Consider the following 26,561-nt stretch of genomic DNA (forward strand, 5'->3'; position numbering starts at 1 on the left):
GGTTCTTTAGTCATTGTTTTGCAATCACCAATATCGGGTTCAATCCCATTCCCATCTGCTCGGCTGCCGCGATGTCAATGCCAAGCCTTTGCAGGTCCTGCTCTCCCATTTCTTCGACATGAAGCAGATCCATACACGTGTTGCCGTCGCTCACCCACGGCCAGAAAGTGGTCTCGGCCATTCCCGGTATGCGTATGTGTCGTTCCGGGCCGTAACTATACACAGAATTGTATACAACGGTATTCGTCTCCCTTGACACTATCACTTCCTGACACGCCCTTTTCTGTATGATGGAAAGGAAGATGTACTTGTCGGTTATCACCATCTTGTCGATATGGTGCTGCGAGTCGCTGTTCATTTCGCGGTATTCCATATCCTCAATGTATCTTCTCGATGGAGTGTTTTTGCCCTGGTCGAGCGTCAGCTCCACCGACAGGCCTTCGGACGACAGGAGAAACAGGCGATTGTCGAAAGGCAGCTTAAAATACGCGCCGCCGATGCCGTTGCGCAACATTCCTGTCTTGTACATCGACACGCCTATCTTCTCTTTATCCGAATATACGGTATACGATTTCAGCTCTTCGCCATCGGCAGATACCGTTTTCAAGTATACTGTCAACCCGTCAGCAGTGTATTTCCGCACCTCGCACACCATGCAGTCCAGGTCGCTGTTCCATCTTGCCGCCTGCAGCATTTCTTTTTTGCTTGTCAGCCGAAACCGGCCCAAATAATTTCCGTTTATGTCATACTTGTAGATAAAACCGTCACGGGTCCCCAACAATACAATCCAGTGCTTCTTATCGTAATTGGCCGAATTGAGGCTTCCGTGTTCGCCATGCCCCTTGCCAAATGTTCCTATGCGGTTACGGAACTTGCCGTCAAGCGCAAAACGGTAAATGTTGTTCCGGTCCCAGATAAACACGTTTTCGTCATCGGCCGCAAAAACATTCGGAGTGCGCAGAAGACAGTCTTCAGTGGTCTCCAGCGGCACAAAGCTTACGGAAGAGAATATGTCTTCAGTGTCAAGCGAGGTGTCGACATCAATGTCGTACAAATCGATTACTTTCTTTTCCGTATCGCACGAAACAAGAAAGAGGCATATTGCCAAAAGATACTTTATTGTTTTCATCACTACTTTTTTGTTTTAGGATATTACATGTTGATGAAATTAAATTGTCGTAATATGTCATATTTAGAGAATTTATATGTTTCCGATATAAATTTGTTAACTTCTCTCTCCCAAAAGGTTCTCCTACAAGAATAATCTCGTTGTTTTTATTCAACAAAAAAGTCTTGTTGCAGGCTAAAATCCCTTTCAATCCGTTTCTTTCTTCAAAAACCTTTGAATCATAATACATGAGTGGGAAATCCAAAGACAGTCTTTTTGTCATTTCAAATATCTTATCGTCATAATCAGAATGTAAGATTATTATATACGCCACATCTTTATTCAATTCCTTTATTTCCTTTTGCCATAATTTAAGCGTCTTGATGCCACATGATGTACAAGATATATTATCCATGTACGTTATTATTTTTATGTCTTGCTTGATTAAATTGCCCAATGATAATTTACTGTTACAAGGAAGTTCCTTGTAGCCATCACAGAATGTAATTTTCCGGTGTGACAACTCTTTTACTTCATTTATTATTCTATCGTTGTTATTACATGAAAACAATAAAACTGTCATTATAGAGATTATGATTTTTCTATAGTTCATATTCATTCTTATTTTAGTGTATATCTATATAATTTGTTTTCACTGCTTACGGCATAGAGACGTTTTTTCTTATCGTAATAAGCTATGTATATTATATTTTGGTCCAACATATAAGCAGCTTGTAATTGCCCGTTCCAGTCATATAAATGGATGAATGAGCATCGGTTTTCATCGTTTTCTCCGATAATATCTTTATAAAGATTTCCGTCTTTCAATATAATGAAGCAGTCATCATTTACGCATGCAGAAGTGTTGAAATACCTCAAATGTTCTTTTATCGTGCTTTCGCTACCCTCTTGCTCAATAAAATCGTATGTGTAGCAATCCGGATTAATAACGCCCAACATTTTTTTTGTTGAAAAGTCGAATATATTTACAATATCTATAAAGTTAGACACACTGATGGCTTTCGATCCATTGGGTTTTATCCAAATATCACTCGAATAAGCTGCATCAACCATGTTTGTCCATTCTGGAGCTATGATATTGGGGTATATATTCCATTCAAACTTTGTCTTACCGTTCATCATATAGTATTGTGGTGCTATATATACAGCATCACGGGCATCCTTATAACTTACTCTTTTATAGACAAACATTGAATTATCACCGATGTGATAGACATTATAAAAATACCTATCTACATTTTCCTTTATTATATTGGTAAGTATACATTCGTTTGCCTCTACGGATTTTTCTATATCAATAGTTTTTGTGCATAGGCCATCAAGCACGTACAGCAGGGGTGAGCCATTTTTATCTCTTCCGCAGTATACGGCTCGGGGAGTTGCAATAAATTCGTTACGTGCATGCCCAACACGTCCAAAACCAGCAACAACAGAATCATTCTTCATATTCAATACTTGAAAAAGAGTGTCTTTGCTTTTTTGAGTTATGATGAGATAATTGTCAATGTTACTTAAATGTCTTATATCTGAGAATATTTCATTTTCTTTGTTGTAATAGATAGTATCGGTAGGCATCTTATATTTAACACTGACAGTAGCATCCGGATTATAAAACTCGGATGCTTGTTTACAACTACCAAATAACGTGATGCCAATAATGATATATAATAGTTTCCTTTTCATATTATTTGCAATATTTTTATCATAGTTTTGCAAGTACAATCTTTCTGTTTGAGAAAGATTGGAACTTGCAAAACTTTGAGTAGTTCGTCTTAGATATTTTTCTTAGAAATAATAGATATGTCTAAATAGAACAAACCATTAATCTCTTATTTTTTTACTTCTATGACACAAAAGCCTGAAGCAGAATAAGGATCTGCTTTATCTAATTCATTGGGACAATCGTATACTTTTGAAGAATTTGTCCCTTTTGGGCAAATGTATTCATTTGATCCTTTATTTTCCTCGGTCATGTAACATTTCTGAGTGCGGAATTCTCTAATATCACTATCATCACTCAATGCCTCAATATTTTCAGTAAGCAAGGCATCCACTTCGTTTCCGTTCATAACATAAGCCTGATAAGACTTCCAACTTCCTGTTCCCACAGCAACCACGCAGACTAATGCGAGTGTTGCTTTTAAAAATTTTGTTTTCATTATATTTACAAAAAATTATTTTGCCTACTCTTTTATAGATTTTCGGCATACTCTACACTATATTTTGTATCGCGATTAAAATAAAGTCATATCTTGTCATTATCTTTAGTCATCGTCCTGCGGAATCCATGCCGCCACGGATAGTTGATAATATGTTTGAAATGCGGGCCGCGGCCGGAGGTGTACAGCAGTGCCATTCCGTCACTGTTGTATGGATTTCGGGTAGCAGTCAGCACAACTTCGTCCTCCTTGACGTGCGGTTTGGCGTTTATCACTTCTTTTGCAAACGCCCTGACATTATGACAACCGAAATTCTCACCTATGAGCAGCACGTTCTTCTCCGCGAGCATGCGGCGCGTAACCCTTGTGTCGGGCACAAGCGGCATCCGGCACGTCACTGTGTCCCTGTCTATGGGAAGTATTGAGTAGAGATAACTCTCATACTCCTTACGCACGTCTGCCACCAGCTGACGGTAGACAGCCGATGTGTCGGCAGCATTATATACATAAATGAAAGGACGCGAATAGAAGTCGGCCACAGTGGTGTCGTTAACGGGAAATCTGTATTTCACGTGTGTGCGGTGTGCCTTTGTCTTGTCTTTGAAAAAGTCACACGCATCCCGTCCCACAATGAGCCTGTGATAACCGTGATAGCCCTGGCCCGAGTTTCTCCGCAAGGTCAACCGGTAGGGAATGTGATATTTATCACAGTCTTCCACAAGGTCGGCATACACGCTGAAAGGGCTGTGCGTGTCGGCCGGATCGCCGTATATAAGCAGCGGTGTGGCGCGCAGATTTCCAAGCATGGTTTCCGGTGCGCATGCCTTATACACATTATCCTCGTCGTTACGCCTATACACCGGAGCATACAATGCGATGGCGGCAAACAGGTCCGGGTTTTGCGTCGCCATGCGCAGCGCCCTGTATCCTCCGCTGCAGTTGGCGTGCAGGTAAATCCTGTCAGGGTCGATATTGTAATGTTCACGGGCATCAGCGATAGCCAGCCGCATTTCGGCCTCGGCAAAAGGCGTCAGGTCTTCATTGAGCATCATTCTTGCTTCGGGCATTATCACGAAACAGTCGTATCTGTCGGCCACGGCCTGCATATCGTTTACCACAAACTGATGGGATATCTGCGGACTGAAAAACAGATGATAGCGTTTCTCGCTGCACGGGCGCATCACTACCACAAGCGGATATTTCCTGCCACGATCCACATTGTTCGGAGTGACAAATATATATCGTTGCGGGCATCCGTCAAGTTCGGAACGGTAGGTCAGATATTTGAAGTTATACTCATTGGCGTCATTTCCATATGTGCCGTCAATATGCGCGAAGACATGTTCAAGCTGATACGCCAGCCAAGGCATTTTGAACGGATACCACCTGTCTTCCCGCATCTTCCCCGTAACCGTACCCAACTTCCATACGCGGTATAGCAACTGATCGATCTCGTCAGCCCGCGGATGCCCCGTGGACAGCGAGTCGCGCATAGCCGTGAATCTGGCCTCCACATCCTCTATGGCGTATGTCATCACGGGCTGACGTACTGTGTCGCCGCCTATCACCATACTGCATATATAGGCCCTGTCAGCCTTCAATCCGGGAACACAGTACTTCACGATGCCTTTCCTGAGCACCGTCTCCGAAGTCTTGTTACCATAAACATCGCTGAAAAACAGCTTTATATCATTGTTTGTAACGGCCTGATGGTCGTCTGTCAGCACAATGCTGTCGTTGCTGATGACAGGATTAACGATGTTTCCCGTATGCTCTTCGGCATACAGCCCGGCCATGCTCGTGCTGTCGTACAGCGTGGCCTCATACCAATATTTCTTTCTTGCGCCCTGTGCCCTTACCAACAAGGTATTGTCGCCGGCCTTAAGATGAACAGGATATATTTTCATCTCCTTTACATTCACAGGCGTCAGCGAATCACCGTTCACATATTCTTTACATCTCATACTGGTATTCACATACAGGAACAGGTCTTTCGCTCTATCCGCCTTTATGGTGCATGAAAGGTAAGTAACCGTTCTTTCGAGTATTCGCGTGGTGTCTGTGACACCTATGCCGAACACCTCTCTCAAGTCCAGCTGGCCGTATCGGGGATGATACGGACCTTTGTGCCACAGCTTTATCGCTGTATCAGGCTTTTCCACCGGCAAAGAAAAACTGTGGCTGGCAGCGAAATCACGCATCACCACAGAATCATTCTGCATCGTGAAGGGCCCTGCTACATTCCAGTCTTCAAGGCATATCTCCGTGATTTCACTGTCGCCTGCGTAATACACCGCCGTAACAGGCGGCTTGTCGCAAGCATGAAACAATAAGAGAAGCATCAGGCCGAATGTAGCACTGATGCACTTATGTTGGTGTTGATTACGCGCTGTCATGATAGATTATTTCTTATTATCGTCAATTGATTTCTAAAAAAGTTTGGTTGTTTCTTCATTTTTGCAAGGTTACCTACTAATAGTAGGTAGAAAAAAGCAACATCAACGGTGTCATCTTTCCACTCTTGAATTATATCGGAAACAGGCTCTGATATATAAAACCCATCGTTCCCACTGCTACAAAATATTCTTTCTGTAAGAATGGTGTTGATATTCAACTGGGACGATGCAAAACTGTTTAAGACATTCCCTTTATTATCAGTATGGACAATCCTTTTCAGTTTGTCAGTTGCCGTGAGATTATAAAACAAGAAGCCATCGTCTACTTTCATGAAGTCAATAGCTGTGAATTTGATTTTTATTCTATCCAAGAAATTCAATTCAGCATCATATTCTAATACACAACGCCCACCGAAATCAAGAATATAAACACATCCTTCAAATTCCGATATTGATTTGGGGTCCAAATATTCCGAACGTCCACGACCAATCTTGTTTATACTATTTTTCAATTCTCCTGTGAGAGAATTGAATACGAACACCGATTTGTCCTTATCTAAAATATAGATACAAGAATCATTCATACAAAAATCCTGTATCTGAGACACATAGCACGTGCTATCCACCGAAAGTAGCAATGTATCAATATCAGATATGAATTGACTGCAATCTATTGTGTTATTCTCATATCCGGCAATATCTATCAAAGGTGCTTCCTCCAATATAGATTCCTTACTTCTGCAATTTGTCAGTAGTAACAAAACCGAACTAATAAGTAGAAAAATATAACCTCGCTTCATTTGCTTTTTAATATGAACTTTAGTTGTCATCTGTATGATCTGATGAACAAGAAGAACAGCTATGTGAATGACATTCTGTATTTGAAGAATTGGGATCCAAATAACAACTTGCACTATACTCACCTGTCGGTTGGGTAACAATCTTTCCTTCGTATTCTATTTTTTCATAACAAGGGGTGTGTATACTTGAATATGTTTGGGGGATTATGACATCACCATCTGCCAATGCCTCGACATTAGCCATAAACAATTCGTCGTCTTCAGCGACAGAATAGGAAGTATATGCGTGATAAACGCTTGCGGCAGCTATCATAATAATAAAACCTCCAATGATAGAAAACTTTCTTTGTCTCATAATTTATTAATGTTTAAAGAGTTAATATTTTACCGAAAAAATTAAACGGCAGGATTCGCCTTATGTTGTATCTTTGATTTTCTTTCTTCCAATATGTTATTGCATTTTTATAAAGCATTTCTTTGCCGATGGCTTCAATTATAATTCATATTACATGTTGATGAAGTTGAATTATCATGATATGCCATATTTTTTAATGTGTATCTACATTGTCCTGCCACGGAATTATCTTACTTCGGACCAACTCCCTTATGCCGTAAATCGTGCTTTGGCGACTATGGGTAATAACCTTGTGATTAACTTCAAAGAACATGCAGCTTTATTTTGTTGACTAACTTAAAATAACTCCTTTGATGGATATTAGTAATCTAATTTATAAGTATATATGACATTCGGCTTATTTGATATTATTGCATATAGAATACCTTCTTCTGAAATACAATAATTATCAATTGGAATATCAAAGGTCAAGCGTTGCTTTAATATCCCATCCCATGTCCAGATTTGCATTTCTCGAGGTCGCTGTTCGTTATCCAACTCATAAAAACCGTCTATACCTATTTCTGAATTATTATACATAACGGCAATATATGAACTATTCCATTTTATTTTATAATAACAGTATTCATGTTCATCTTTAATTCGTTTTTTGTTGGTATTCTTTATTCTTATTTCCTCTAATAATTTCCCTTGAAGGTCATAACAACGTATCAAATCACGACATCTGTGAAAATCCCAAATAACATTCTTTCCCTCTGTCCCTGCCGATATTGAACTATTAAAAAAGAAATTATCGTTGCCCTTCAATGCAGGGGCTGCGTAATCTCCAAAACCGGAATAATGTCCGTCTTTATATAATAAATGTTCATTTCCTTTTCCGTCTGTGAATCCAGACGTAATATAAACATCTCTTCCAACTCTTAGAACATGATTCAACGCGTCCGGAATTTTTATTATATGTTCGTTTACAAATTGGATAGTATCTTTTTTTAATAAAAATTCTTTTATTATATTACGTGAAAGTACAAAAAACGAAGAATCTGTATTAGAAAAATAATCATTACGCAAAGATACCATTTCATATTTCGCATGTCCCTTACTTATACTTGAACAGACGTATTCAAAATTGTCACATGAAAATATAGAGACTAAAGAATCTTTTCGTTGAGGTTCCATTATAATTAACTTATCGTTTAATGTATTTATGCTTTCAGGATATACCAAAATTGAATCTATCAAATGAGATTCCATCCTGCAATTTTTTACTTTGTATTCCGACAGGTCGCAAGTACGTTGTTTGGTTGAGCCACAAGACACAAACAATAACAATGGTATATAATATAAAAAAGATAATTTCATAAAAATACTTTTTAGAATTAACACTGAAATGGAGTTGGTCATATATCACATGGCCAACTCCATTTTTTTATAATACTTTACTTACACTCATCTTTATCTGATGCGGATTTACATTTTACCTCAGATCCACATGGACTACACTTATAAACAGTTAGGTCTCCACCTTCACCAGTCCACGAAGAATAGCATGTAAGCTTTTTACCGGCATCACTTTCACCTGACGCAGATAATGCCTCTACGTTTTCAATAAATAAATTACTTTCAGAGCTACTTGGAATTGTTTTATAACAAACAGCTCCTCCACTGATTACCATCGCACAAACAGCAATAAAATAGAATTTTTTCTCATAATTGATTATTGTTTAAATTAATACTTTATTATGGACATTACTGTCCTTTTATAAATATCTTCAAGGTTTTTACTGTTTAAAGGATTACCAACGAACAAAATACTGTCATGCTTATTCAAAAGAAATTGATGAAACTTACTATTCTTTGGAAATTCTCTGTTGGCCGCTCTAAAATAATATGCGGTATCAATATACACATGACTTTTTAGTCCAGATGACTCAATGGAAAGGTAAATATCCATAAGTGATTCAGCGTTTTTAGGAACTACTATAAAAACGTATCTAAGTTTTCCATCATACAGTTTTGCTTCATCTATAAAATCATTCCACATATACATTCTGTCCAATGCACAAGGAGAACATTCTGAAGAATCGACATATACAACAAATCGCAAATCCGGTTCAACACTATCTACAATAACTGTATCAACAGCCTGTATCCTACATTGCATCTTGTTTAAACAAAGATTTATAGGATGAGACCGCATTTTCTCCAATGTCTCTTTTACAGAATCTTCTCCGCTGTCACATCCCGACAGCATTGCTATGGCATTTATTATAAGACAACTTGCCAAAACAAAAATAATATATTTTTTATACATCGCTTTCTTTTCAACTTTTTATTGTTTATAAAGATTAATTAAAACCGACACTTCTGTTCCGGCGGTCGGTTTCACCATATATCCATTGTATAAATACATGATGCCGAATATTTCGGGAAAAAGATGTGTGCCGGAAAAATAAAAAACTATACGGCACACATCACGATAATCATGGTATCAGTCCTACTACTAAACTATTATTTTACAGAGAAAAACTGCAATACAACTCACTGGCCAAGCCATCGGCTGCAACAACGCTTATAGAATGGTCATGCGGGCTGTTTCATTTGGTTATCTATATTACTATATCCCCATAAAAATAATAACCACCGCGATACAGACGTATCTCGTATTCACCGGCAAAGCCGTTCGGAATCTCCACCGTCTCGGCACTTTCGAGCACCTCGGATGAATATACAGTATAACTGTCTCCGTTTTCGTATTTTGCCACTAATTGAATCTCGTCGAAAGAATATCCGTCCAGATATACCGTATGTCCGTCCATGTATATGGATGGTATCTGCATTGGAGATCTTCCGATGCCTGTGCCCTTTTCTATCGGATTTTCATAAAATACACGCAAATCTATATAGATGCGATTCTGACCTTTATCGACAAGGTCTACATTCACTGCCACATTGTCCTTATTGTCCGCTGTCACATTTCCGGCAAATGCCGACATTATTAAAAGGCATGTAGTTAATAATTGTTTTCTGTTCATGTTTAATGATCGTTTTAAATTTTGTACAAAAGTAACAAAAAAGAATAAATTTCCCAAATAATCTTTATACACATAATACACACCTCCGGAAAACAACTTTTACAACCTGTTTACACTCAATGCGTTACGTACAATAATACACAAAATACACAGCAGCGTTATTTTAGCATTTTAAGTCTCGAATCGAGTTCTTTTGTTCCCGATTTCTTAAAAAGTTTCATGTTTATACAACTTCTTATGTTGGTTATACGCTGCAGCGATATGTTTAAGAGGACGGCTATTTCCGACGGAATGAAATTAAGCCGTATCATCGCACACACTTTGATTTCTCTTTCTTTAAGTTTGTATTTCGGTAAGGTTATAATATTATAAAAATCCGGAAGAATGTTTTTTGTGAGCGCAATGACGGCAGACAGTTCCTGTTCCGTAGCTGCATCTCCCTTTGCTGCAAGTAAATGTAGTTTTACTGCGACCTCGCTGTTTCTTAGCGTCCGCTCGTTTTCTGTAACATCATTATCAATACAACAGTCATGATAGGCGGAGATGGATTTTTTCAATTCCTTTATTTCGTTTTCCTTTACGGCCTTGTATTTTTCGAAATCCGATTCCATCATCTGGAGATCACTTGCAGCCTTGTCGCAATCGGCCCAGATGCCATTGTACTTCCTGTTCATTTCTGTATATGCCATACGCTGTCTTCGCATTCTTGCATTGTACATCCTATACGGTACTACTATAGCAATGACGGCGAAACATATCACACATATAATCAGGAAGCGGTAATTGTCGGCCTCTGCCGCCTTGTCCTTCGCTGTCTGTTGGGCTTTGTTGTAGTTGTACAGTGCCTTTGCCTTGTTGATTGCTTCCGCCGACCTTACTATTGCCGACGAGTCGTTCATCCGGCAGAACAGTCTCGCGTATTTTACTACAGAATCTGCCCGGAGCTGGTTCTCATAGTATGCCATAAGCTCGCGGTATGCCACTTCGGCACACTGTATGTTGTCCTTGAACTTTATCAGTTTTTTCAGATACATGTATGCGGAGTCTGCCTGTCCTACGGCGTTGTAATATCTTGCCTTTGTCCCATAGTACGATTCCTTTCCAGCCTCTATGTTCCCGTCTGTATCAAAAAATCCGGAATAACGCTCATAATAGTCCATGCGCGTCTTAGCCTTGTCATATTTCTTCCGGTGAAGATATACATCTATCACAGCCGGAAGATGGCCTGCCGCAAAATCCTTGCGGCCGAGCCCCTCGTACATCCTTACCACGTTGTCGGTTATGCTGATGACAGAGTCCATTTTGTACATATTGAAATAGGCGTATGCTTTCAGGGCATAAGCGTTAAATGCCATTATCGTATCTTTGGCTTTCATGGCGGTTGCATAAGTGTTCTCCCACTCTTCAAGTTCATATTCCGGAGAGCCCATTTTGTTGAACAGTGTTCCCATCTGTCCGTGTATCCTGCAGAGTGTATGCCAGTCGCAATCACCGGCTGTGGTGTCGGCCAGAGATACTGCCTCGTGGTATTGATCAAGCGCCATGGGCGCGTCATTAAGGTCGCGGTATACACATCCCAACAGATAGTGTGCCGTCATCCGCTGGCTGCGGTTTCCGTGGCGGTCGTACCACTCGGCCACGGCTGCCATTGTGGAATCTGTGGTGAACGGTACGAACATCTTGTTTTGTGCCTTTGCCTTCAGCAGCTCCAAGCGCATGCGCAGTGCCTTGGGCAGGCTGTCGGGCGATGCACATACAGACGACAGCATCGTAAAAGCCGAATCGGGACGGCTTTCCATCAATAGCTCTGCGGCATCAAGCAACTGTTCGGATTTATGCCTGTCAACACATGCAGAAATAACTAAAATTATGAAAACAACAAACGGTAATATATATATTTTTTTCTTCATATCTGTTTTCTGAATCAAAATAAAAAATTTATTTTGCAAAGATAATATAAAAAATAACAAAATACATACACCGGCAGGATATTTCGTGGGAAAAGTGTGAAAAATTAAAAATACAGGCAATTACATCGCTTCTGTATATTACAGTCATTTACATGTCTGCACCACAGGTTTTATATTGGGCATAAACTGTTCAGGCAAGCGGAAACAAATAAGGGAAACCGATTAGACGATTTCCCTTTTGTTGTATGCTGTTTGTTGTTCTCTGAAAGGTCTGAGCTTGCCATATATATTGGGCCTTTTTTTCATTATGTCATGGAACATTTCATATATTCTTTTGTTTTTTAGCGGATTACCTACCAATACCACTCTGTTGCTTTCATCCAAAATGAAAGTTTGACTTTATATAAGTTGGTCAACAAAATTATAATTCTGCTTTTGATATGAAGGCATGAATTTGTTTTTGTATTGATTGTTGTCATTACTGATTATCAATTATTAGGACATATTCATTGTAATTTTAACTTCTCTATAAACTCCAGATATTTGTTCTCCATATCCATATTTTTTGTAGGATTTCCAATAAATACAATCCTATTACCTTTATCAAGAACAAAACAATGGTATCTATTCTTTTTAAGAATAAAAGGATTTACTTTGGAAAATTTATATTCAGTATCTATATATATAGGATATAGCAGCCGACTGTCTAAATAATTAGATTTGAATTTATCTTCGCTTCCTTTAAGTGGAGAGAATATAAAATAATAATCCATATTTATACCAAAAGCCTCTGTTTTGGAAATAATGCTATTCCATATTGTCAGTCTTTTTAACTCACAACTTGAACATTGTAATGAATCATGATATATTATGAATTTATAATTCTCATTTTTATTTTCCGAATAAGTTCGAATATTTCTCTTTGGTTTGAATACAGTCATGTTTTCTATAGGAATACTTACTTTTACAGATTTGAGAAATTCATACTCTTCATCCATTTTTCTTTGTCGGAAGGCATAAACCATGTGTATCAATACAAGCATGATACACATGATAATACAGATAAATGTTATTTTAGAGTGCATTTTACAATTATAGGATTATTGTTTTCTGACAGTAGTTCAAATTTCCGAATGTCCTTGTCATCAATACCTTCGCCTTTGTATTGCCTGTTACTTTCCAGCTGTTTCTTGATATTTTTAAGATTGGCTGTAAAAGTTGCAAACAATGACGGCTCTACCTCAAAATAGCATATTCCATTATCGACAGTCAAAGGCAGAACTGTAGGCATATTCATTATTCCACCGGCTTCGTCTATAACCTTGATTCCACAAAGATCGTTTCTCAAATTATATCCTGCATGTACCTTACCGCCATATTCTTCTTTATCTTTGATGCACAGATAAAGAAAATCCCGACATATCGTAGTGACAAAACATCGTTTGGCCTCAAAAAATCTTGTGCAATAAGTGGTGTTCTTGTTTCTATGCAACATTTTACGAAACTTATCTTCATTATATCCAAACCAATCTTCAGGAATCCCGTTCTTTCCGAACGACAGATGATAGCGCGGAACGAGTGAGTCGTTTCGAAGTTCAAATATGTTTGATGAATATTCCGTGTGACAAAGAAGTTTTCCGTCACATTTTGAAAATATACGATTGGAAGACCTTTGGAATTCTGTAATGGTATTGTATTCATCAAACTCTTTCTTTATCTTTCCATTTCTATCCATTATGAAATATTTGAATGAATACGGACGGTCTTTTATTTCATATGATTTACAAACCGCAATGCTGTTACTGTCAAGAACCTCCAAAGTTCCATGCCATTGTTCCGACTCTTTTTTATTCACCAAATTTCCCTTTATGTCATAATATAGCAGGGCTTTTCTGACATTATCCCAGACTATCACCTGTTTATTATACGGATCATAGGCAATATCTATAGGACGCACATATTCATTCTTTTGATGTCCCCGTTCTCCTATCTTATTCATATAGTGTCCGTCACGGTTATAACGGACAATAATTCCATTTCTCCTGTCGAACACAATCATATCACCATCGGGCGTTACAGCCAGTTTTTCAATCATACCTACAGTTGAGTTAAAAGTATCTTCCAATGGAATATATTCTACCTCAGAGAATATATCGGAGCAGGCGATAACGGAAGAATCTTTTATGTCGGAGATATTTATTACCGTACAGCCTTCTAAAATCTCATCCTCTGAATGATAGAAAGTAACCTGTTTATTGCTACATGAGGCCATGACATAAAACAATAAACAAAACGAAGAAATATATAGAAACTTCATAATTGATTTACTTTATAATGAATTAGTCAGTTTGTTACAAAATGTCAACAATTATTTTCTTTCACAATCAGTAGAATCACAATGTGGTTCTGTTCCATCCTCTTCATCATATGTGCAAGAAATATAATGCCCTGGATACGTGGTTGTTTTTGTTGTACTTCCCGATTGGGCACCAATTGTCACATCTGCGATACCTTTAACACCAATAGTCAATTCTCCACTTACACCACCTGAATTTTCCGTTTCTGTTATTTCGCAGTCTAAATCTTCTTTAATCCATGTGTTTTGGTTATAATACTTTATAGGATTAGTAATGTGTGACAACCAACCGCTAATATCAATGTCACTCAATGCTTCTACATCTCCCAAAAGTAACGATTTGGCATCGTTAATACCGTTGTTGTGTGTGGAGTAGGCTTTCCAACTTACTGCTCCCATTGCAACAACGCAGACTATTGCGAGTGTTGCCTTTATAATTTTTGTCTTCATTTTACATTTGATTTTAAAAATGAATAAATTACCGACAATATCAAGCGGCCGGATTCGCTTTTGTCCTGCTGTATATGACAGCAGGTGATTTCCCTAACGGCTTTCTCGGAATTTTGGCCACAACGCAGTGATAGAGTGCAGCGTGTGCATAGCCAATCCGAGGAGGGTAAAAGGGTGTGCCGGAAAACGCGAAAACTCCGGCACACACCACAAACGTCTCATGGTATTTGGCTTTTGAAAAGCGATTGCTTTTTATTATCGGCAACGATTTCTTGAAAAAGTTTGTTTATTTTTTCATTCTTTACAGGATCTCCAACTAGCAATATTTTCTTATCCCCATTCAATAAGAATGTATGAAATCTCTGGTCGTTTGGTATCTGCGGATTATTATGATGGAAAGAATTTGAAGAATCCAAATAAATGGAAGTTGCAAATTTCAAAGACCTTACTGTAAACATAAAGGTATTCTCATCTTCTTTTTTAGGCGAAAAAATAAAGCAGAAATCGACATTATCAGACATTTTCTTCGATTCATAAATAAATTCATTCCAATAGTGTAATTCACTCAGTTTACAAGAAGAACAAACAAAAGAATCGGCATAGACAACCCAAAGATATTCTTTTGTTTCATCCATATTACTTTGTGTAGTGGAATCTTTAGTATTGCAATATACCAGTTCCATTTTATCTTTTGACAGATTTACCGGCCTGGACGTCATCTTCAAGATTGTCTCTTTATATCTCTCATTATGATTACAGGCACTCATGCCAATGATGAACAGAACAGTGGAAAATACCCATTTAATATGGCGTTTGCCTATATCGTTATATTTCATAATAAACCAAAGTATAAGTAGGTTTAAAAAAACAAAATTTTATTTCTTCATCTGATAAAAAACCAGCACAGTATTACCATCTTGCATATATTCAACCATGTTTTCTGGTATGCCGCCGGTAGTTTTCATGAACTTCAGCATCGTTAGGTTGATATAACCAATGATGTAGATGTCACTTACATGCAAAGGTACCATAATGTCCTGCACATCACGACTGTTCTTTTCGCAGTCGTTTATGCCACCGTCCTTTTTCATCAAGTCATAATATATCACACCTCTCTTCCCTCGGTTGTACACCTGTCCTATCATCTTGTTGTTGACAAACAGCGGACACTCCTCGGTATAGACATACTTGCTTTCGTCACCGCTTTCTGTCAACTTCACATAGCTGTGCTGTCGTTCCCGAGGGATGTTCCTGCCGTCGAAGTCGAGACGGTATGTTCCTGCGTTTTCACCATCAAGGGTAAATTTATAAACAATATCATTCAGTGGACGGTTATAGTATATTGTATCATTGCACTTCTGAAAAAGATTGCCTGTCAGAAGGTCGGCTTTGTTGTCTTTATCATACTTGAGAAGTACATCCTGTATCTTGAATACAGAATCTGTCAGACAAAGCTCTTCGCCGCCATTGTCACGCCCGAGGCTGAAAAGAAACCGGTTGCCTTTCAGCGTCACAAAGCCATCGCCGTTGAAGTCTGTCTTGATTGCCTTCGCAAATTTTCCGTCGTGCCCATAAAGCAACATCTTCTTCTGCATCCTGTCGTACAAGTACACATAGCTGTCGTCTACATCAAAATCAAACAGACGTATATATTCTGATTTGGACTTTCCGCGGCGGCTGTATTTTCTTATGTAATTGCCCTGCATGTCAAATGCAACAACCGTATTCTGGCCGAATTTGTCAAACACGTAGATGGTATCATTGTGTATCAGCAGTTTGCTTATAGCATTGACCGAAACATGGTCAGCCTCGTTGAGTTTTAAAAAATCTGTAAACTCAACAAAATCAGAGCTGACACTGTCATTCCGTTCTATATTGAAATTCAGTGTCTCGGCTTCCTGTTGGATTTTATTGTCTGTGCAGGCAACAAAAGATAAAGATAGTAATATAACAAATATTTTTTTCATATCAGACTGTTTAAATTTTATAAGAGCATTACCACCCGCAACAACAGATTTATCTATATGTCATGATGATGTAATATATCGTGAAAAATATGAAATAATCCTTTACGGGTGATAATACTCCGCATTTTTACTTATTGGCAATCATCAACACGGTGTTTCTGTACATGGATGACTGTTTGTACAAAGGCACCACTTGCCTTGCCCGCCACCATTGCATTTGAAAGGAGTTCCAGGTCCGGTATTAGATGCAGATACATCACCATCAGCCAATGCCTCGACATTAGCCATTAACAGATCGCCGTCTTCAGCGGCGGAATTGTGGAGATATGTGTGGTATGCGCCTGCGGCAGCTACCACAATCATAAAACCTACAACAAATGAAAATGTTTTTCTTTTCATATTTGAAAAATTAAAAAAATGAATAAATTACCGACAATATCAAGCGGCCGGATTCGCTTTTGTCCTATTTGTTTCTGCTGTATATGACTGCAGGTGATTTCCCTAACGGCTTTCTCGGAATTTTGGCCACAACGCAGTGATAGAGTGCAGCGTGTGCATAGCCCCAATCCGAGGAGGGTAAAAGGGTGTGCCGGAAAACGCGAAAACTCTGGCACACACCACAAACGTCTCATGGTATCAGGCTTTTGAAAAGCGATTGTTTTACAGTGGCGATGCCTCGCCTCTGCTCATTCTGCTTGACGAAACCGCATTATAAATACGATGCGTTCTGTTTTTTTATATTGTTATATCTCCATAAAAATAGTACCCGCCACGGCAGAGACGTATCTCGTATTCATCTGTGATGTAATTCGGGATTTCTATTGTCTCAGCATCTTCGGCCACCTCGGATGAATATACGGTATAATAATCTCCGTTTTCGTCTATTGACACTAATTGAATTTCGTCGAAAGAATAGCCGTCCGGATATACTGTATGTCCGTCCATATATATGGATGGTATCTGAACAGGAGATCTGCCGATGCCTTTATCTATATTCGTCGGATTGTAATAACCTACATGCAAATCTATACGTATGCGGTTTTGGCTCACACTGGAAAAGTTTGCATTCATTTCGGCAGCGCTGTTGGCTGTCACATTTCCGGCAAATGCCGACATTATTAAAAGGCATTGTAGTTAATAATTGTTTTTCTATTCATGTTTAAAGATCGTTTTAAATTTTGTACAAAAGTAACAAAAGAGAATAAATTTCCCAAATAATCTTTATACACATAATACACACCTCCGGAAAACAACTTTTACAACCTGTTTACACTCAATACGTTATGTACAATAATACACATAATACACAACAGCGTTATTTTAGCATTGTAAGTCTCGAATCGAATTATTTTGTTCCCGATTTCTTAAAAAGTTTCATGTTTATACAACTTCTTATGCTGGTTATACGCTGTAGCGATATGTTTAAGAGGACGGCTATTTCCGAAGCAATGAAATTAAGCCGTATCATCACACACACTTTGATTTCTCTTTCTGTGAGTCTGTATTTCGGTAAGGTTATAATATTATAAGTTAGTCAACAAATTAAACTACATATCGTACGGACAGAACGCGCCCCGACTGGTAGGGTGTCCAAAACTTGTCGCTCATTTCTGAAATCATAGTCAAATAAATATATTAAGTTAGTCAACAGAATATGACATTGTTGCAATTGAGTAATTTCGTATTTTAACGACTCCGCTCATATAACGTTCATTTTTGAGATAAAATATAAAAAGTCAATTATTTTAATATCATACAGTTATTGCTAAATTTAATGCTATTTTGATACTAAAAATGAACCACAAATTATGGCCACCCTACCCGACGGGGCAACAAACACATTGCCCGAGGCAGAATGAATACGGATGGAAGATAGCCCGCCTTTTATTCCAACAACCACTTCCATGCAGGAATGACTTCGATTTGTTTGCCGTTATCTAACGAGACTGTACCTTCTTCATCATAAGTGACAATTACCATACGACGCAGTGACAGAAAACCATCCAATTGTTTCAACGCCTTGGTTTCACGCTCAAATGTGTCCAGCATTCCATCACCATAAATGGAAAAAGAGGCTTGGACGGCATAGCCTTCGTCGGCAACCAAGAAGTCCACTTCAACATTCTTGTTGTAGAAACACAGGGCGTCACCATACAACTTGCGCAGATGGATGGCGCAGAGATTCTCCAGCAGGGCAGTCTCTCCGCTAAAGAGGAAGATGCTCAGTAGACCATTGTCAACAAAATAATGTTTTTTCACAGTTTCTTTCTCAACGAACTTGGATGCATAGTTTTCCAATGAGAACAGCATACAAGCCTCCTGTGCATAGCGCACATAGTCGCTTACAGACGAAACAGCAATACTGGTGCCAGTGGAGCGGATGAGGTTGGCAATACGATTATATGATATGGGCTGCATGACATTCTCCGCCAACCGTTTCAAGGTCAACCGCAGTGCCAACTCGTTCTTTACCTTATTACGCTGGATGATGTCACCCAAAAGTATCTTTTCATAAAGGCCGTTCAGCCAGTTACGTTTGTTGCGGAACAGCAGCAGTTCCGGGAAGCCTCCCCACTTTATGTAATCCGTAAAGGCCTGTTGGACTTTGGCACGTTGCTTGCCGTACTGCCACTCTTTTTCTAACAGGACACCTTTTGACTCCAAATATTCAGCAAAGGTATAGGGGCATATGAGAGCATCAAGGAATCGACCACCGAGAACAGTCTGTATGTCTCGGCTCAACATCTTAGCGTTGCTGCCCGTGATATAAACATTGTATTTCTTGTTGGCCAGACGGCGGGCAAAATGTTCCCATCCTTCCACGTTCTGTATCTCGTCGAAGAACAGGACAGGAGTACGGCTGTAAACCGACTGATAGGATTGAAGAATAAGGTCGAATTCGTTTGCGGTCATTCCCATCAGACGCTCATCGTCGAAATTGATATACACCATGTCCTCCAACTGCCAGCCAGCAGTTATCATTTGCCTGGCACGCTTGTACAACATATACGACTTACCGGCCTGTCGAACACCAACCAGCACATAGCGGCCGTTCTCCTCAAAGTCGAATGGACGGTCATAGAGTTCCACGTCTCTTATCTCCTCTTGTCCCTCATGAATCAGGATACGGAAAGTCTCTTTCGTTATTGCCATAATAGTACCTTATTTATTGACATCGCAAAATCGTTGGCAAATGTAATATATTTGTTTGATACAAACAAACAAAACTGCATGTTTTTGTTTGACACAGACAAACAAAACTAAAATATTGTAATTTGACCACGAGTGAAAAAGACAAAGTGAAGAAGATAGTAAACATATCGCCATTCTGTCGAATAACAAATCTGATAGGTGTACTTCTCTTTGATTCCTTCTAAGTTAGTCAACAAAATTAAACTACATTATCGTACGGACAGAACGCACTCTGAGTAACGCTTAAAGAATAAGTTGGTACAATTTGTTCGTTTGTTTACGGTCGTCCGCCGCATGTCTTCCGGTCTTAATATATTCTAAAAATATAGAAATCCTATGTCTTCTTTCGATAATTTTTGTTATTTTTGAAAGGAATTATGCATATATCGATAATGAACGAACATATATCTCTTTGGGCTAAGCAAACAGGTGTTTTGCCAGTGAATCTGCTTCACTGTCAGAATGCAGGTGTACTTAAATACGCTATGTTGGATGGTGACATCAACAATTTCTGTCTTGACTATTCCAATAGTCAGGACATGGATGCCGATAGTTACAGGCAACAGGCATGGTCGTCAAATATGCGTAATTACATACGTGTAGCAGGGGATGATGTTATGTTGTATAGTGTGGGAAAAAGCTCTCCTGAACGTATTTCCAAAAGCCTTGTGCTAAATAACATGGAGAAATTCTATCAGTACATTTCTCCGAAGCAGGACGTACCAACTGTTGAAGGCATCGTACCCTTTATCATGAGAGAATTTCGTGGCATCAGGAATTGGTTGCGTGAAGAGAATAGCGCAGAGCACTCTATGACAGCATTGTTGTACCTGTTAGCTTCAATGAGAGTGAAAGGCAACTTGGATACAAATAAACTTGCAATAATGGGATTGCCTGATAATACTTTGGATATTGTCAATGGACTTCCGTCTATGGAAGAACTGCTTCGGAACCTAAAAGAAGGTATGAATGGTTTCTTTCCAGATGTCTCCTTACTTCTACGTCATGCGGCAGGTCAACTTTTTGAAGAAGCAAATTATATTGCAAAATTCAATCCGCAGTTGAACCTGTTTACAAATTATGACATCAAGTATGCCTATGACCCTCAGAAGTTGGGGGCATTCTATACCCCAACTTATTTGGCACGCTCCATAGTTGAGAAAGTTATAAAAGAAAGTCATATTGAAGACAAGGAGGAAATATCCATCTTGGATCCAGCTTGTGGTTCTGGAGAGTTCTTGGTTGAAGCCTTGCGCCAATTGAAGACTCTCGGATTTGCGGGCAAGGTAAAAGTTTACGGATGGGACGTGTCTTCCGTGGCTATCAATATTGCTAATTTTGTACTCCAATTTGAAAAGGAAGAGTGGAATTATTGTTTGGAATTGCATATTGAGGAACATGATTCTGTAGTATGCAATTGGCCTAACGTGGACATCATCCTCATGAACCCTCCATATAGTTCTTGGGAGCAATTGAATGAAGAACAACGTGAGTCTGTCAAGAAATTGATGCCAAAGGGAAAGCCAAATCTGTCAGGTGTGTTCTATTTGAAAGCAGTAAATGCTTTGAAAGAAAATGGTATCATCGGATGCGTTATGCCGACCTCTTTCTTGATAAATGACTCGACTAAAGAACTCAGAAAGATTTCCAAAGAAAAAGCTATGCCGTTCTATATCGGTCGTTTGGGAAGTTTCGTTTTCCAAAGAGCATTTGTTGATGTATCTGTCGTGATGGCAAAGGTTAGAGCTGATATTGATGGAAACATAACCATGTTGTGGACAGACAATAAGGGAAAGCTTGTGCCTGATGCCTTGCGAAAGTTGCGCATGATAGATTACGGTGCAACATTTCCATTGAACATGGAGAATGTAAGCATCTATCAGCAAGAAGCCAAAAATGTATTGAACAAAGAAGTCTGGATGCCTCTGTCTTATAAAGAGATGAAGGTAAAAAACACATTGGACGGGTTGATCGCTTGTGGCGTGATGGAATGTGTCAAGGATGTATTTAGCGTAAAACAGGGCTGTCGCACTGGAAACAACAGTCTGTTCAAGATAAAGAAACAAGAGTTCTTGGCAATGGAAGAGGCAGAAAGGGTTTATTTTAGACCGTCCGTTGACAGTGACAGTTTGCAAAACAACATTCTTCAAGATGAGTCATACGTGTTCTTCCCATATAACGAGAATGGGTTGAATATTCTCAGCGAAGAAGAACTCAAAGATAAAGTTCCTACGTATTATCAGAAAATAATAGGTTCAAAAGAATCCTTGGCCTCTCGTGCTGGTGGTGTTAGACAATGGTGGGCGTTGACACGTCCACGTGATTGGCAATTTACACCGGAGATAAGATTAGTGTCTGCAGAATTTGGTAACTCATCCAATTTCTCGATTGATGAGTCCGGTCGATTCGTTGTAGAAAGAGGTTTGGCATGGGTGCCCAAAGACAAGCAAATGCCAATAGATAATCTCTATGCCTATCTTGCGATATTATCATCAGGGTATTTTAACACTCTGCTTGCAATATATTCCAGACAATTGGCTGGCGGAAATTGGTTTAACTTGGAAAAGAAATTTGTCGATCAGATTCCGTTGCCAAGATTTTCAGACAATGAGGACTTTACGCTACAGCTTCTGGCAGGATATGGCAAGAAGATAGCATCAGGAGTTAGATTCGACTACTACAAATGTGAACACTTAGTAAGGGGGCTCTATGGCTGCTAAACAAAACACACCACCCTTTGTTAGAGGCGTCCTCCAAAAACTAAAGGTGAAAATCGGGCAATATTGCAACTTGAATGCGAAGGAGACATACGGTAATGATTCTGTCTCCTATACATTCATGGACTACAATGCTGCTTCCGCTACATTCCAAATGGTAGGCACTCATGATAAATATGTTCCGATAATAGCCATACGAGAAGGATTTAATTTGTATGCTTCTATTGGATACACTATCAATGGAAAGCAGAAAAAGCCAGTTGTTTCGAGCGTTTCCTTTCAAGTGTTTGATATGGAAAGGCTGTTGTTTAGGGCGGAATGGACAGAAGAGCCTAAAGAAGACATGCCACATCCCCAACCTCATTGGCATTTTCATCCTTACTCACAAAGTGGAGCAAAGGAAGAAAAGCAGTCTAAGAGATTTGAGGATACATTGCAAAGCGGTTTCCTGAATACTTTGGATGAAGAAGAGAAAAAAGAAAGGATTGACATTACCGATATGCATCTGACAATGGACTACAATATAGCTTCTGATTCTTATGAAAAAGTATGGGATGAAACAAGAATACAGGAATGGGCTTATAAAACCATTGATACACTTTTTGAGGAACTTGACTTTGTTATAAGCAAAGGACATAAAGCATAAAAATCCCAATATCTGTAAGTTGATTGGCCTACGGATTGGGATTATAAAAACATCAGCGGCAGGCTTTGTCGGATCCACCGCTAAGATTGATCTGACTGGAAAATTACTTTGAAATTTGAATTAAATCTTCACCAAGAACAACTGATATTTTTGCAAGTGTCCTTAAAGTAAAATTGTGCTGACCAGAGAGCCAGCCCCATTTATCATTTGTTCAATATAAGCCAGAATAACATTTAGGTCTCTTGCTAAATCTGCCTCATTTTTTGAACTTTTCTATAAACTTCTCAAATTCAGAATAGGCCTCATTCTCAAATACAAGAGAAAAGAGGCCATTCTTTTCTGTTTGTTGAACTTTACGAAATTTTGGTGGTACAAAGTTACGTATTACATCTGTTTGCTTTAGAGCAAGGGCAAAAGCATAAAAAACATACAATACACAAACTGTAAATACTTGATAATTAATGCTTTTACCCTTGCAGGGCGAGTGTGTACAATCGTGTTGTTCCCGGGGTGCCGCTTCGCTCTGCCCCGGGCTATGTGCTTGCTGCCTTTTCAAGGCGCATCCGTCCTTATGTCTACACATGACGTACTCATTCTTATGCCACATCAGACGTATTTATTCTTATACCATATTTGACGTATTTATTCTTATACCATATTTGACGTATTCATAATATGCGGGGTCTTCTTTTCTAATTTTGGGACATATTGACATGTATGGGTATTTGCATCCCGATACACATTATATTCTGTATTATTGTCATGTTAATTCTGAAAATTTAACTTTTCTTTTTTCATGAAATAGAAAGGCCGGGAGACCCTTTCTGCTTTCTTTCACACGTTTTTTCATACGCTCAACTCACCGTAAGGGCCTCCCGACACTCCCGTAACGGCCGTTTTGCATTGCAACTACGGCCTCGTTGCAATGCAATAAAGGCCTCGTTGCAAGGTGATAAGGGTCTCTCTGCTTTCTTGACAAAGGCTTATGGCTGTAACGTGTTGACAGTCAGCGCTTCCCATTTGAAGCAAAAATCATGATTTTCGGGAGCTTGGTCAATATTTGCGATTCTGATACTGATTAACACATGTTAAAGTAAAGATTTATACATATTCCTGTATATTTGCACTTTTCAACAAGAATACCACAATAACCGGTCGTTTATATATATGTTTGCTTTTGTCATGACATATTGTTGATTGTCATAATCATATAAATGCCACAACAACGTAAAGGAAGACGGAAGCAACAATATCACCGGTTGATTGTCATAATCATATAAATGCCACAACAACAGTAGGTATGTAGAGTGCTCCAATCAGATTCCGGGAGTAAGATTTGCCATAAACTTCTCCCTGTCCACAATGAAGCGCAGGTGGGTGGCCTCACCGATGATGGTATGCCCCTGCCGTGCCACAATCTTGAAATACAGTTTCTTGCCGTCTTTTCCGCTAAGTTCGGCCGTGGCTTCCACCGCTGTGCCGATGGCTGACGGGCGCAGATGGGACGCCTCGATATGTCCGCCCACGGTGGTGGTGCCTTCCGGCAGATGTGGTGCTACGGCAAGCATGGCGGCATTTTCCATCAGAGCGATCAATGCCGGTGTGGCCAGTACGGGCATGTCGCCCGACCCGAGGGCGATGGCGGTGTTGTCGTCGGTCACGGTAGTGTGGCTTGTATGTATCAATCCTTTTTCAATCATAGTCTTTTGTTATGTTTTAATTACTTTATCCGGTGCACTTCTTGCAGATTTGTTGCGTTGTCGCTGCAAAGTTACGCCTTTTTTGTCGATATGGCTATGTCGTGTCTGATAAAAGTCGTATCATTACTTGTCGATAATACTATTTCTTCATTCTGATGATGGTGTATATCATGATTTTTGTCTAAATTTGCATACAAATAAATGTAAGCATGAAAAGAAAATTCACCGTCGAGGCACCGGACGGTGCCACTCGGGTGTTGCTCCACACGTGTTGCGCTCCTTGTTCGTCGGCCATTATCGAGTGTATGATGCAACACGGCATCACGCCCGTGATATATTATTGCAATCCGAACATATGGCCTGAAGAGGAATATCGCATACGCAAGGACGAATGCACGCGCTATGCCACGGCGTTGGGGCTGGAGATAGTTGACGACGACTACAACCATGATGCATGGCTTGGCTGTGTTGCCGGACTTGAGCACGAGCCGGAGCGTGGCGGCCGTTGCGTGCGCTGTTTCGAGATGCGGCTGGAGCGCACCGCCCGTTATGCCGTGGAACATGGTTTCACTGTCATTACCACAACGCTGATGTCAAGCCGGTGGAAAAGTCTTGACCAGATCAACGAGGCCGGACGTCGTGCCGTCGCACGCCATCCTGGCGTGGCGTGGTGGGAGCAGAACTGGCGCAAGGGCGGGCTGAGCGAGCGGCGGGCGGCTATCATACGCGAATACGGATTTTATAATCAACAGTATTGCGGTTGTGAGTTCAGTGTAAGAATTAAGGATTAAAAAAACAAGAAAAATATGGCTTTGATAAAATCAATAAAAGGTCTCACACCCAAGTGGGGGCGTGAGTGCTATTTCAGCGAGAATGCCACGATTGTTGGCGAAGTGACTATGGGCGACGAATGCTCTGTGTGGTTCAATGCCGTGGTTCGTGGCGACGTGGCACCGATAACGATGGGCAACGCCGTCAATGTGCAGGACGGTGCTTGCATACATGTTACCAACACCACCGGTCCCACCGTCATAGGCAACAACGTTTCGATAGGCCACAATGCCACCGTACATGCCTGCACCATCCGCGACGGTGCTCTTGTTGGCATGGGGGCTACATTGCTCGACCATTGCGAGGTTGGCGAGGGGGCTGTGGTGGCTGCCGGCGCTCTCGTCCTTCAGGGCACGAAGATAGGCGCGCACGAGATATGGGGCGGTGTTCCGGCCAAGTTTATCAAGAAGACATCACCCGGACAGGCCGAGAGCTTCGGTGCCCATTATGTGGAGTATTCGAAGTGGTATCTGGAGGAAGACGGAAACGCGGAAAACGGTAATTCCTGACCGGCTTTTTGTGCGTAACAGTTTGGCGTATTTATTTTAGTGTTATTTATTGACGGGTAAGTATTTTAATTTTGAATAAGTTAGTCAACAGAATAAAATTACATAATCGTCCGAACATTGGATGAACGCGCCTTGGAAGAACTCACTCTGGATGAACGTGCCCAGGAAGAACGCGCCCCGCAGGGGCAACAAGCACATAGCCCGGGGCAGAGCGTAGCGGCACCCCGGGATTTATATCCAATTGCATATATTCGCCCTGAAAGGGCAAAAACATTGGTAATCAGATAATTGCGATTTCTATATCCATATGTTTTTATGCTTTTGCCCTTGCAGGGCGCGGGGATTCCAACACATGGATTCCCGGGGTGCCGCTTCGCTCTGCCCCGGGCTGTGTGCTTGTTGCCCCTGCGGG

25 protein-coding genes are annotated in these 26,561 nt (G+C 40.0%); 4 read left to right on the forward strand and 21 right to left on the reverse strand.

The window, feature by feature from the left end; all coding sequences use genetic code 11:
* Positions 1-10: 10 nt before the first annotated feature.
* The 19 genes from HPS55_RS09570 to HPS55_RS09660 form a co-directional block, all read right to left on the reverse strand.
* A complete protein-coding gene (locus HPS55_RS09570) occupies positions 11-1,129 on the reverse strand; it encodes a 6-bladed beta-propeller (protein ID WP_172174227.1) in 1,119 nt (372 codons plus the stop codon).
* Complete coding sequence (locus HPS55_RS09575) at positions 1,041-1,721, reverse strand: hypothetical protein (RefSeq protein ID WP_172174230.1); 681 nt, start codon at positions 1,719-1,721, stop codon at positions 1,041-1,043. The genes HPS55_RS09570 and HPS55_RS09575 overlap by 89 nt, the downstream gene beginning before the upstream one ends.
* An 8-nt stretch (positions 1,722-1,729) precedes the next feature.
* Positions 1,730-2,812 carry a hypothetical protein gene (locus HPS55_RS09580; protein ID WP_172174233.1) on the reverse strand — a complete coding sequence of 361 codons (1,083 nt, stop codon included), beginning with the start codon at positions 2,810-2,812 and terminating at the stop codon, positions 1,730-1,732.
* Positions 2,813-2,958: 146 nt separating this feature from the next.
* Entirely contained in the window at positions 2,959-3,288 is a 330-nt protein-coding gene (locus HPS55_RS09585) for an NVEALA domain-containing protein (RefSeq protein WP_172174236.1), read from the reverse strand.
* An 86-nt stretch (positions 3,289-3,374) separates the two neighbouring features.
* Positions 3,375-5,684, reverse strand: coding sequence for a hypothetical protein (locus HPS55_RS09590; protein WP_172174239.1), 2,310 nt, complete (start codon positions 5,682-5,684; stop codon positions 3,375-3,377).
* A complete protein-coding gene (locus tag HPS55_RS09595; protein WP_172324929.1) occupies positions 5,681-6,514 on the reverse strand; it encodes a 6-bladed beta-propeller in 834 nt (277 codons plus the stop codon). Before HPS55_RS09595 ends, HPS55_RS09590 begins: the two co-directional genes overlap by 4 nt.
* Entirely contained in the window at positions 6,504-6,839 is a 336-nt protein-coding gene (locus tag HPS55_RS09600; protein ID WP_172174245.1) for an NVEALA domain-containing protein, read from the reverse strand. The genes HPS55_RS09595 and HPS55_RS09600 overlap by 11 nt, the downstream gene beginning before the upstream one ends.
* A gap of 360 nt (positions 6,840-7,199) precedes the next feature.
* Entirely contained in the window at positions 7,200-8,198 is a 999-nt protein-coding gene (locus HPS55_RS09605; RefSeq protein ID WP_172174248.1) for a BF3164 family lipoprotein, read from the reverse strand.
* Positions 8,199-8,565: 367 nt separating this feature from the next.
* A complete protein-coding gene (locus tag HPS55_RS09610; protein ID WP_172174251.1) occupies positions 8,566-9,150 on the reverse strand; it encodes a hypothetical protein in 585 nt (194 codons plus the stop codon).
* 295 nt (positions 9,151-9,445) lie between these two features.
* A complete protein-coding gene (locus HPS55_RS09615) occupies positions 9,446-9,871 on the reverse strand; it encodes a hypothetical protein (protein ID WP_172174254.1) in 426 nt (141 codons plus the stop codon).
* A 158-nt stretch (positions 9,872-10,029) separates the two neighbouring features.
* Positions 10,030-11,781 carry a hypothetical protein gene (locus HPS55_RS09620; protein ID WP_172174257.1) on the reverse strand — a complete coding sequence of 584 codons (1,752 nt, stop codon included), beginning with the start codon at positions 11,779-11,781 and terminating at the stop codon, positions 10,030-10,032.
* A gap of 506 nt (positions 11,782-12,287) precedes the next feature.
* Positions 12,288-12,779, reverse strand: a complete 492-nt coding sequence (locus HPS55_RS09625) for a hypothetical protein (protein ID WP_172174260.1) — start codon at positions 12,777-12,779, stop codon at positions 12,288-12,290.
* A gap of 71 nt (positions 12,780-12,850) precedes the next feature.
* Positions 12,851-14,098: a 6-bladed beta-propeller gene (locus HPS55_RS09630; protein WP_172174263.1), complete on the reverse strand. Its 1,248-nt coding sequence runs from the start codon at positions 14,096-14,098 to the stop codon at positions 12,851-12,853.
* A gap of 51 nt (positions 14,099-14,149) precedes the next feature.
* Positions 14,150-14,587, reverse strand: a complete 438-nt coding sequence (locus HPS55_RS09635) for a hypothetical protein (protein WP_172174266.1) — start codon at positions 14,585-14,587, stop codon at positions 14,150-14,152.
* Positions 14,588-14,805: 218 nt separating this feature from the next.
* Complete coding sequence (locus tag HPS55_RS09640; RefSeq protein ID WP_172174269.1) at positions 14,806-15,423, reverse strand: hypothetical protein; 618 nt, start codon at positions 15,421-15,423, stop codon at positions 14,806-14,808.
* 39 nt (positions 15,424-15,462) lie between these two features.
* Positions 15,463-16,554 (reverse strand): 6-bladed beta-propeller, encoded by a 1,092-nt coding sequence (locus HPS55_RS09645; protein WP_172174272.1) that lies wholly within the window; start codon positions 16,552-16,554, stop codon positions 15,463-15,465.
* Positions 16,555-16,698: 144 nt separating this feature from the next.
* Positions 16,699-16,953, reverse strand: a complete 255-nt coding sequence (locus HPS55_RS09650; protein WP_172174275.1) for an NVEALA domain-containing protein — start codon at positions 16,951-16,953, stop codon at positions 16,699-16,701.
* 336 nt (positions 16,954-17,289) lie between these two features.
* Positions 17,290-17,670, reverse strand: coding sequence for a hypothetical protein (locus tag HPS55_RS09655; RefSeq protein ID WP_172174278.1), 381 nt, complete (start codon positions 17,668-17,670; stop codon positions 17,290-17,292).
* 768 nt (positions 17,671-18,438) lie between these two features.
* Positions 18,439-19,707, reverse strand: a complete 1,269-nt coding sequence (locus HPS55_RS09660; RefSeq protein WP_172174281.1) for an ATP-binding protein — start codon at positions 19,705-19,707, stop codon at positions 18,439-18,441.
* Between the two features lie 431 nt (positions 19,708-20,138).
* Between HPS55_RS09660 and HPS55_RS09665 the strand changes: the two genes are divergently transcribed.
* Positions 20,139-22,466 carry an N-6 DNA methylase gene (locus tag HPS55_RS09665; protein WP_172174284.1) on the forward strand — a complete coding sequence of 776 codons (2,328 nt, stop codon included), beginning with the start codon at positions 20,139-20,141 and terminating at the stop codon, positions 22,464-22,466.
* Positions 22,456-23,109, forward strand: coding sequence for a hypothetical protein (locus tag HPS55_RS09670; RefSeq protein ID WP_172324931.1), 654 nt, complete (start codon positions 22,456-22,458; stop codon positions 23,107-23,109). Before HPS55_RS09665 ends, HPS55_RS09670 begins: the two co-directional genes overlap by 11 nt.
* Positions 23,110-23,365: 256 nt before the next feature.
* Here HPS55_RS09670 and HPS55_RS09675 read toward each other — a convergent pair whose 3' ends face one another.
* Together HPS55_RS09675 and HPS55_RS09680 are read right to left on the reverse strand one after the other, a co-directional pair.
* Positions 23,366-23,716 carry a hypothetical protein gene (locus tag HPS55_RS09675; RefSeq protein WP_172174290.1) on the reverse strand — a complete coding sequence of 117 codons (351 nt, stop codon included), beginning with the start codon at positions 23,714-23,716 and terminating at the stop codon, positions 23,366-23,368.
* A gap of 709 nt (positions 23,717-24,425) precedes the next feature.
* Positions 24,426-24,809, reverse strand: a complete 384-nt coding sequence (locus HPS55_RS09680; RefSeq protein WP_172174293.1) for a thioesterase family protein — start codon at positions 24,807-24,809, stop codon at positions 24,426-24,428.
* Positions 24,810-25,018: 209 nt separating this feature from the next.
* Here HPS55_RS09680 and HPS55_RS09685 point away from each other — a divergent pair, with 209 nt between their 5' ends.
* Together HPS55_RS09685 and HPS55_RS09690 are read left to right on the forward strand one after the other, a co-directional pair.
* A complete protein-coding gene (locus HPS55_RS09685; RefSeq protein WP_172174296.1) occupies positions 25,019-25,600 on the forward strand; it encodes an epoxyqueuosine reductase QueH in 582 nt (193 codons plus the stop codon).
* Between the two features lie 15 nt (positions 25,601-25,615).
* Positions 25,616-26,149 (forward strand): gamma carbonic anhydrase family protein, encoded by a 534-nt coding sequence (locus HPS55_RS09690; RefSeq protein ID WP_172174299.1) that lies wholly within the window; start codon positions 25,616-25,618, stop codon positions 26,147-26,149.
* Positions 26,150-26,561 lie beyond the last annotated feature (412 nt).

This window comes from Xylanibacter rodentium, assembly GCF_013166575.1.
GTDB classification, from domain to species: domain Bacteria; phylum Bacteroidota; class Bacteroidia; order Bacteroidales; family Bacteroidaceae; genus Prevotella; species Prevotella rodentium.

Excerpts from the sequence above, each read along its gene's own strand:
- HPS55_RS09570 (WP_172174227.1), bottom strand. The coding sequence starts at position 1,129 with ATGAAAACAATAAAGTATCTTTTGGCAATATGCCTCTTTCTTGTTTCG.
- HPS55_RS09660 (WP_172174281.1), bottom strand. The coding sequence starts at position 19,707 with ATGGCAATAACGAAAGAGACTTTCCGTATCCTGATTCATGAGGGACAA.
- HPS55_RS09665 (WP_172174284.1), top strand. The coding sequence starts at position 20,139 with ATGAACGAACATATATCTCTTTGGGCTAAGCAAACAGGTGTTTTGCCA.
- HPS55_RS09600 (WP_172174245.1), bottom strand. The coding sequence starts at position 6,839 with ATGAGACAAAGAAAGTTTTCTATCATTGGAGGTTTTATTATTATGATA.
- HPS55_RS09630 (WP_172174263.1), bottom strand. The coding sequence starts at position 14,098 with ATGAAGTTTCTATATATTTCTTCGTTTTGTTTATTGTTTTATGTCATG.
- HPS55_RS09675 (WP_172174290.1), bottom strand. The coding sequence starts at position 23,716 with ATGTGGCATAAGAATGAGTACGTCATGTGTAGACATAAGGACGGATGC.
- HPS55_RS09625 (WP_172174260.1), bottom strand. The coding sequence starts at position 12,779 with ATGGATGAAGAGTATGAATTTCTCAAATCTGTAAAAGTAAGTATTCCT.
- HPS55_RS09610 (WP_172174251.1), bottom strand. The coding sequence starts at position 9,150 with ATGTATAAAAAATATATTATTTTTGTTTTGGCAAGTTGTCTTATAATA.
- HPS55_RS09605 (WP_172174248.1), bottom strand. The coding sequence starts at position 8,198 with ATGAAATTATCTTTTTTATATTATATACCATTGTTATTGTTTGTGTCT.
- HPS55_RS09680 (WP_172174293.1), bottom strand. The coding sequence starts at position 24,809 with ATGATTGAAAAAGGATTGATACATACAAGCCACACTACCGTGACCGAC.
- HPS55_RS09580 (WP_172174233.1), bottom strand. The coding sequence starts at position 2,812 with ATGAAAAGGAAACTATTATATATCATTATTGGCATCACGTTATTTGGT.
- HPS55_RS09575 (WP_172174230.1), bottom strand. The coding sequence starts at position 1,721 with ATGAACTATAGAAAAATCATAATCTCTATAATGACAGTTTTATTGTTT.
- HPS55_RS09590 (WP_172174239.1), bottom strand. The coding sequence starts at position 5,684 with ATGACAGCGCGTAATCAACACCAACATAAGTGCATCAGTGCTACATTC.
- HPS55_RS09615 (WP_172174254.1), bottom strand. The coding sequence starts at position 9,871 with ATGAACAGAAAACAATTATTAACTACATGCCTTTTAATAATGTCGGCA.
- HPS55_RS09645 (WP_172174272.1), bottom strand. The coding sequence starts at position 16,554 with ATGAAAAAAATATTTGTTATATTACTATCTTTATCTTTTGTTGCCTGC.
- HPS55_RS09620 (WP_172174257.1), bottom strand. The coding sequence starts at position 11,781 with ATGAAGAAAAAAATATATATATTACCGTTTGTTGTTTTCATAATTTTA.
- HPS55_RS09640 (WP_172174269.1), bottom strand. The coding sequence starts at position 15,423 with ATGAAATATAACGATATAGGCAAACGCCATATTAAATGGGTATTTTCC.
- HPS55_RS09595 (WP_172324929.1), bottom strand. The coding sequence starts at position 6,514 with ATGACAACTAAAGTTCATATTAAAAAGCAAATGAAGCGAGGTTATATT.
- HPS55_RS09670 (WP_172324931.1), top strand. The coding sequence starts at position 22,456 with ATGGCTGCTAAACAAAACACACCACCCTTTGTTAGAGGCGTCCTCCAA.
- HPS55_RS09585 (WP_172174236.1), bottom strand. The coding sequence starts at position 3,288 with ATGAAAACAAAATTTTTAAAAGCAACACTCGCATTAGTCTGCGTGGTT.
- HPS55_RS09635 (WP_172174266.1), bottom strand. The coding sequence starts at position 14,587 with ATGAAGACAAAAATTATAAAGGCAACACTCGCAATAGTCTGCGTTGTT.
- HPS55_RS09690 (WP_172174299.1), top strand. The coding sequence starts at position 25,616 with ATGGCTTTGATAAAATCAATAAAAGGTCTCACACCCAAGTGGGGGCGT.
- HPS55_RS09685 (WP_172174296.1), top strand. The coding sequence starts at position 25,019 with ATGAAAAGAAAATTCACCGTCGAGGCACCGGACGGTGCCACTCGGGTG.
- HPS55_RS09655 (WP_172174278.1), bottom strand. The coding sequence starts at position 17,670 with ATGTCGGCATTTGCCGGAAATGTGACAGCCAACAGCGCTGCCGAAATG.
- HPS55_RS09650 (WP_172174275.1), bottom strand. The coding sequence starts at position 16,953 with ATGAAAAGAAAAACATTTTCATTTGTTGTAGGTTTTATGATTGTGGTA.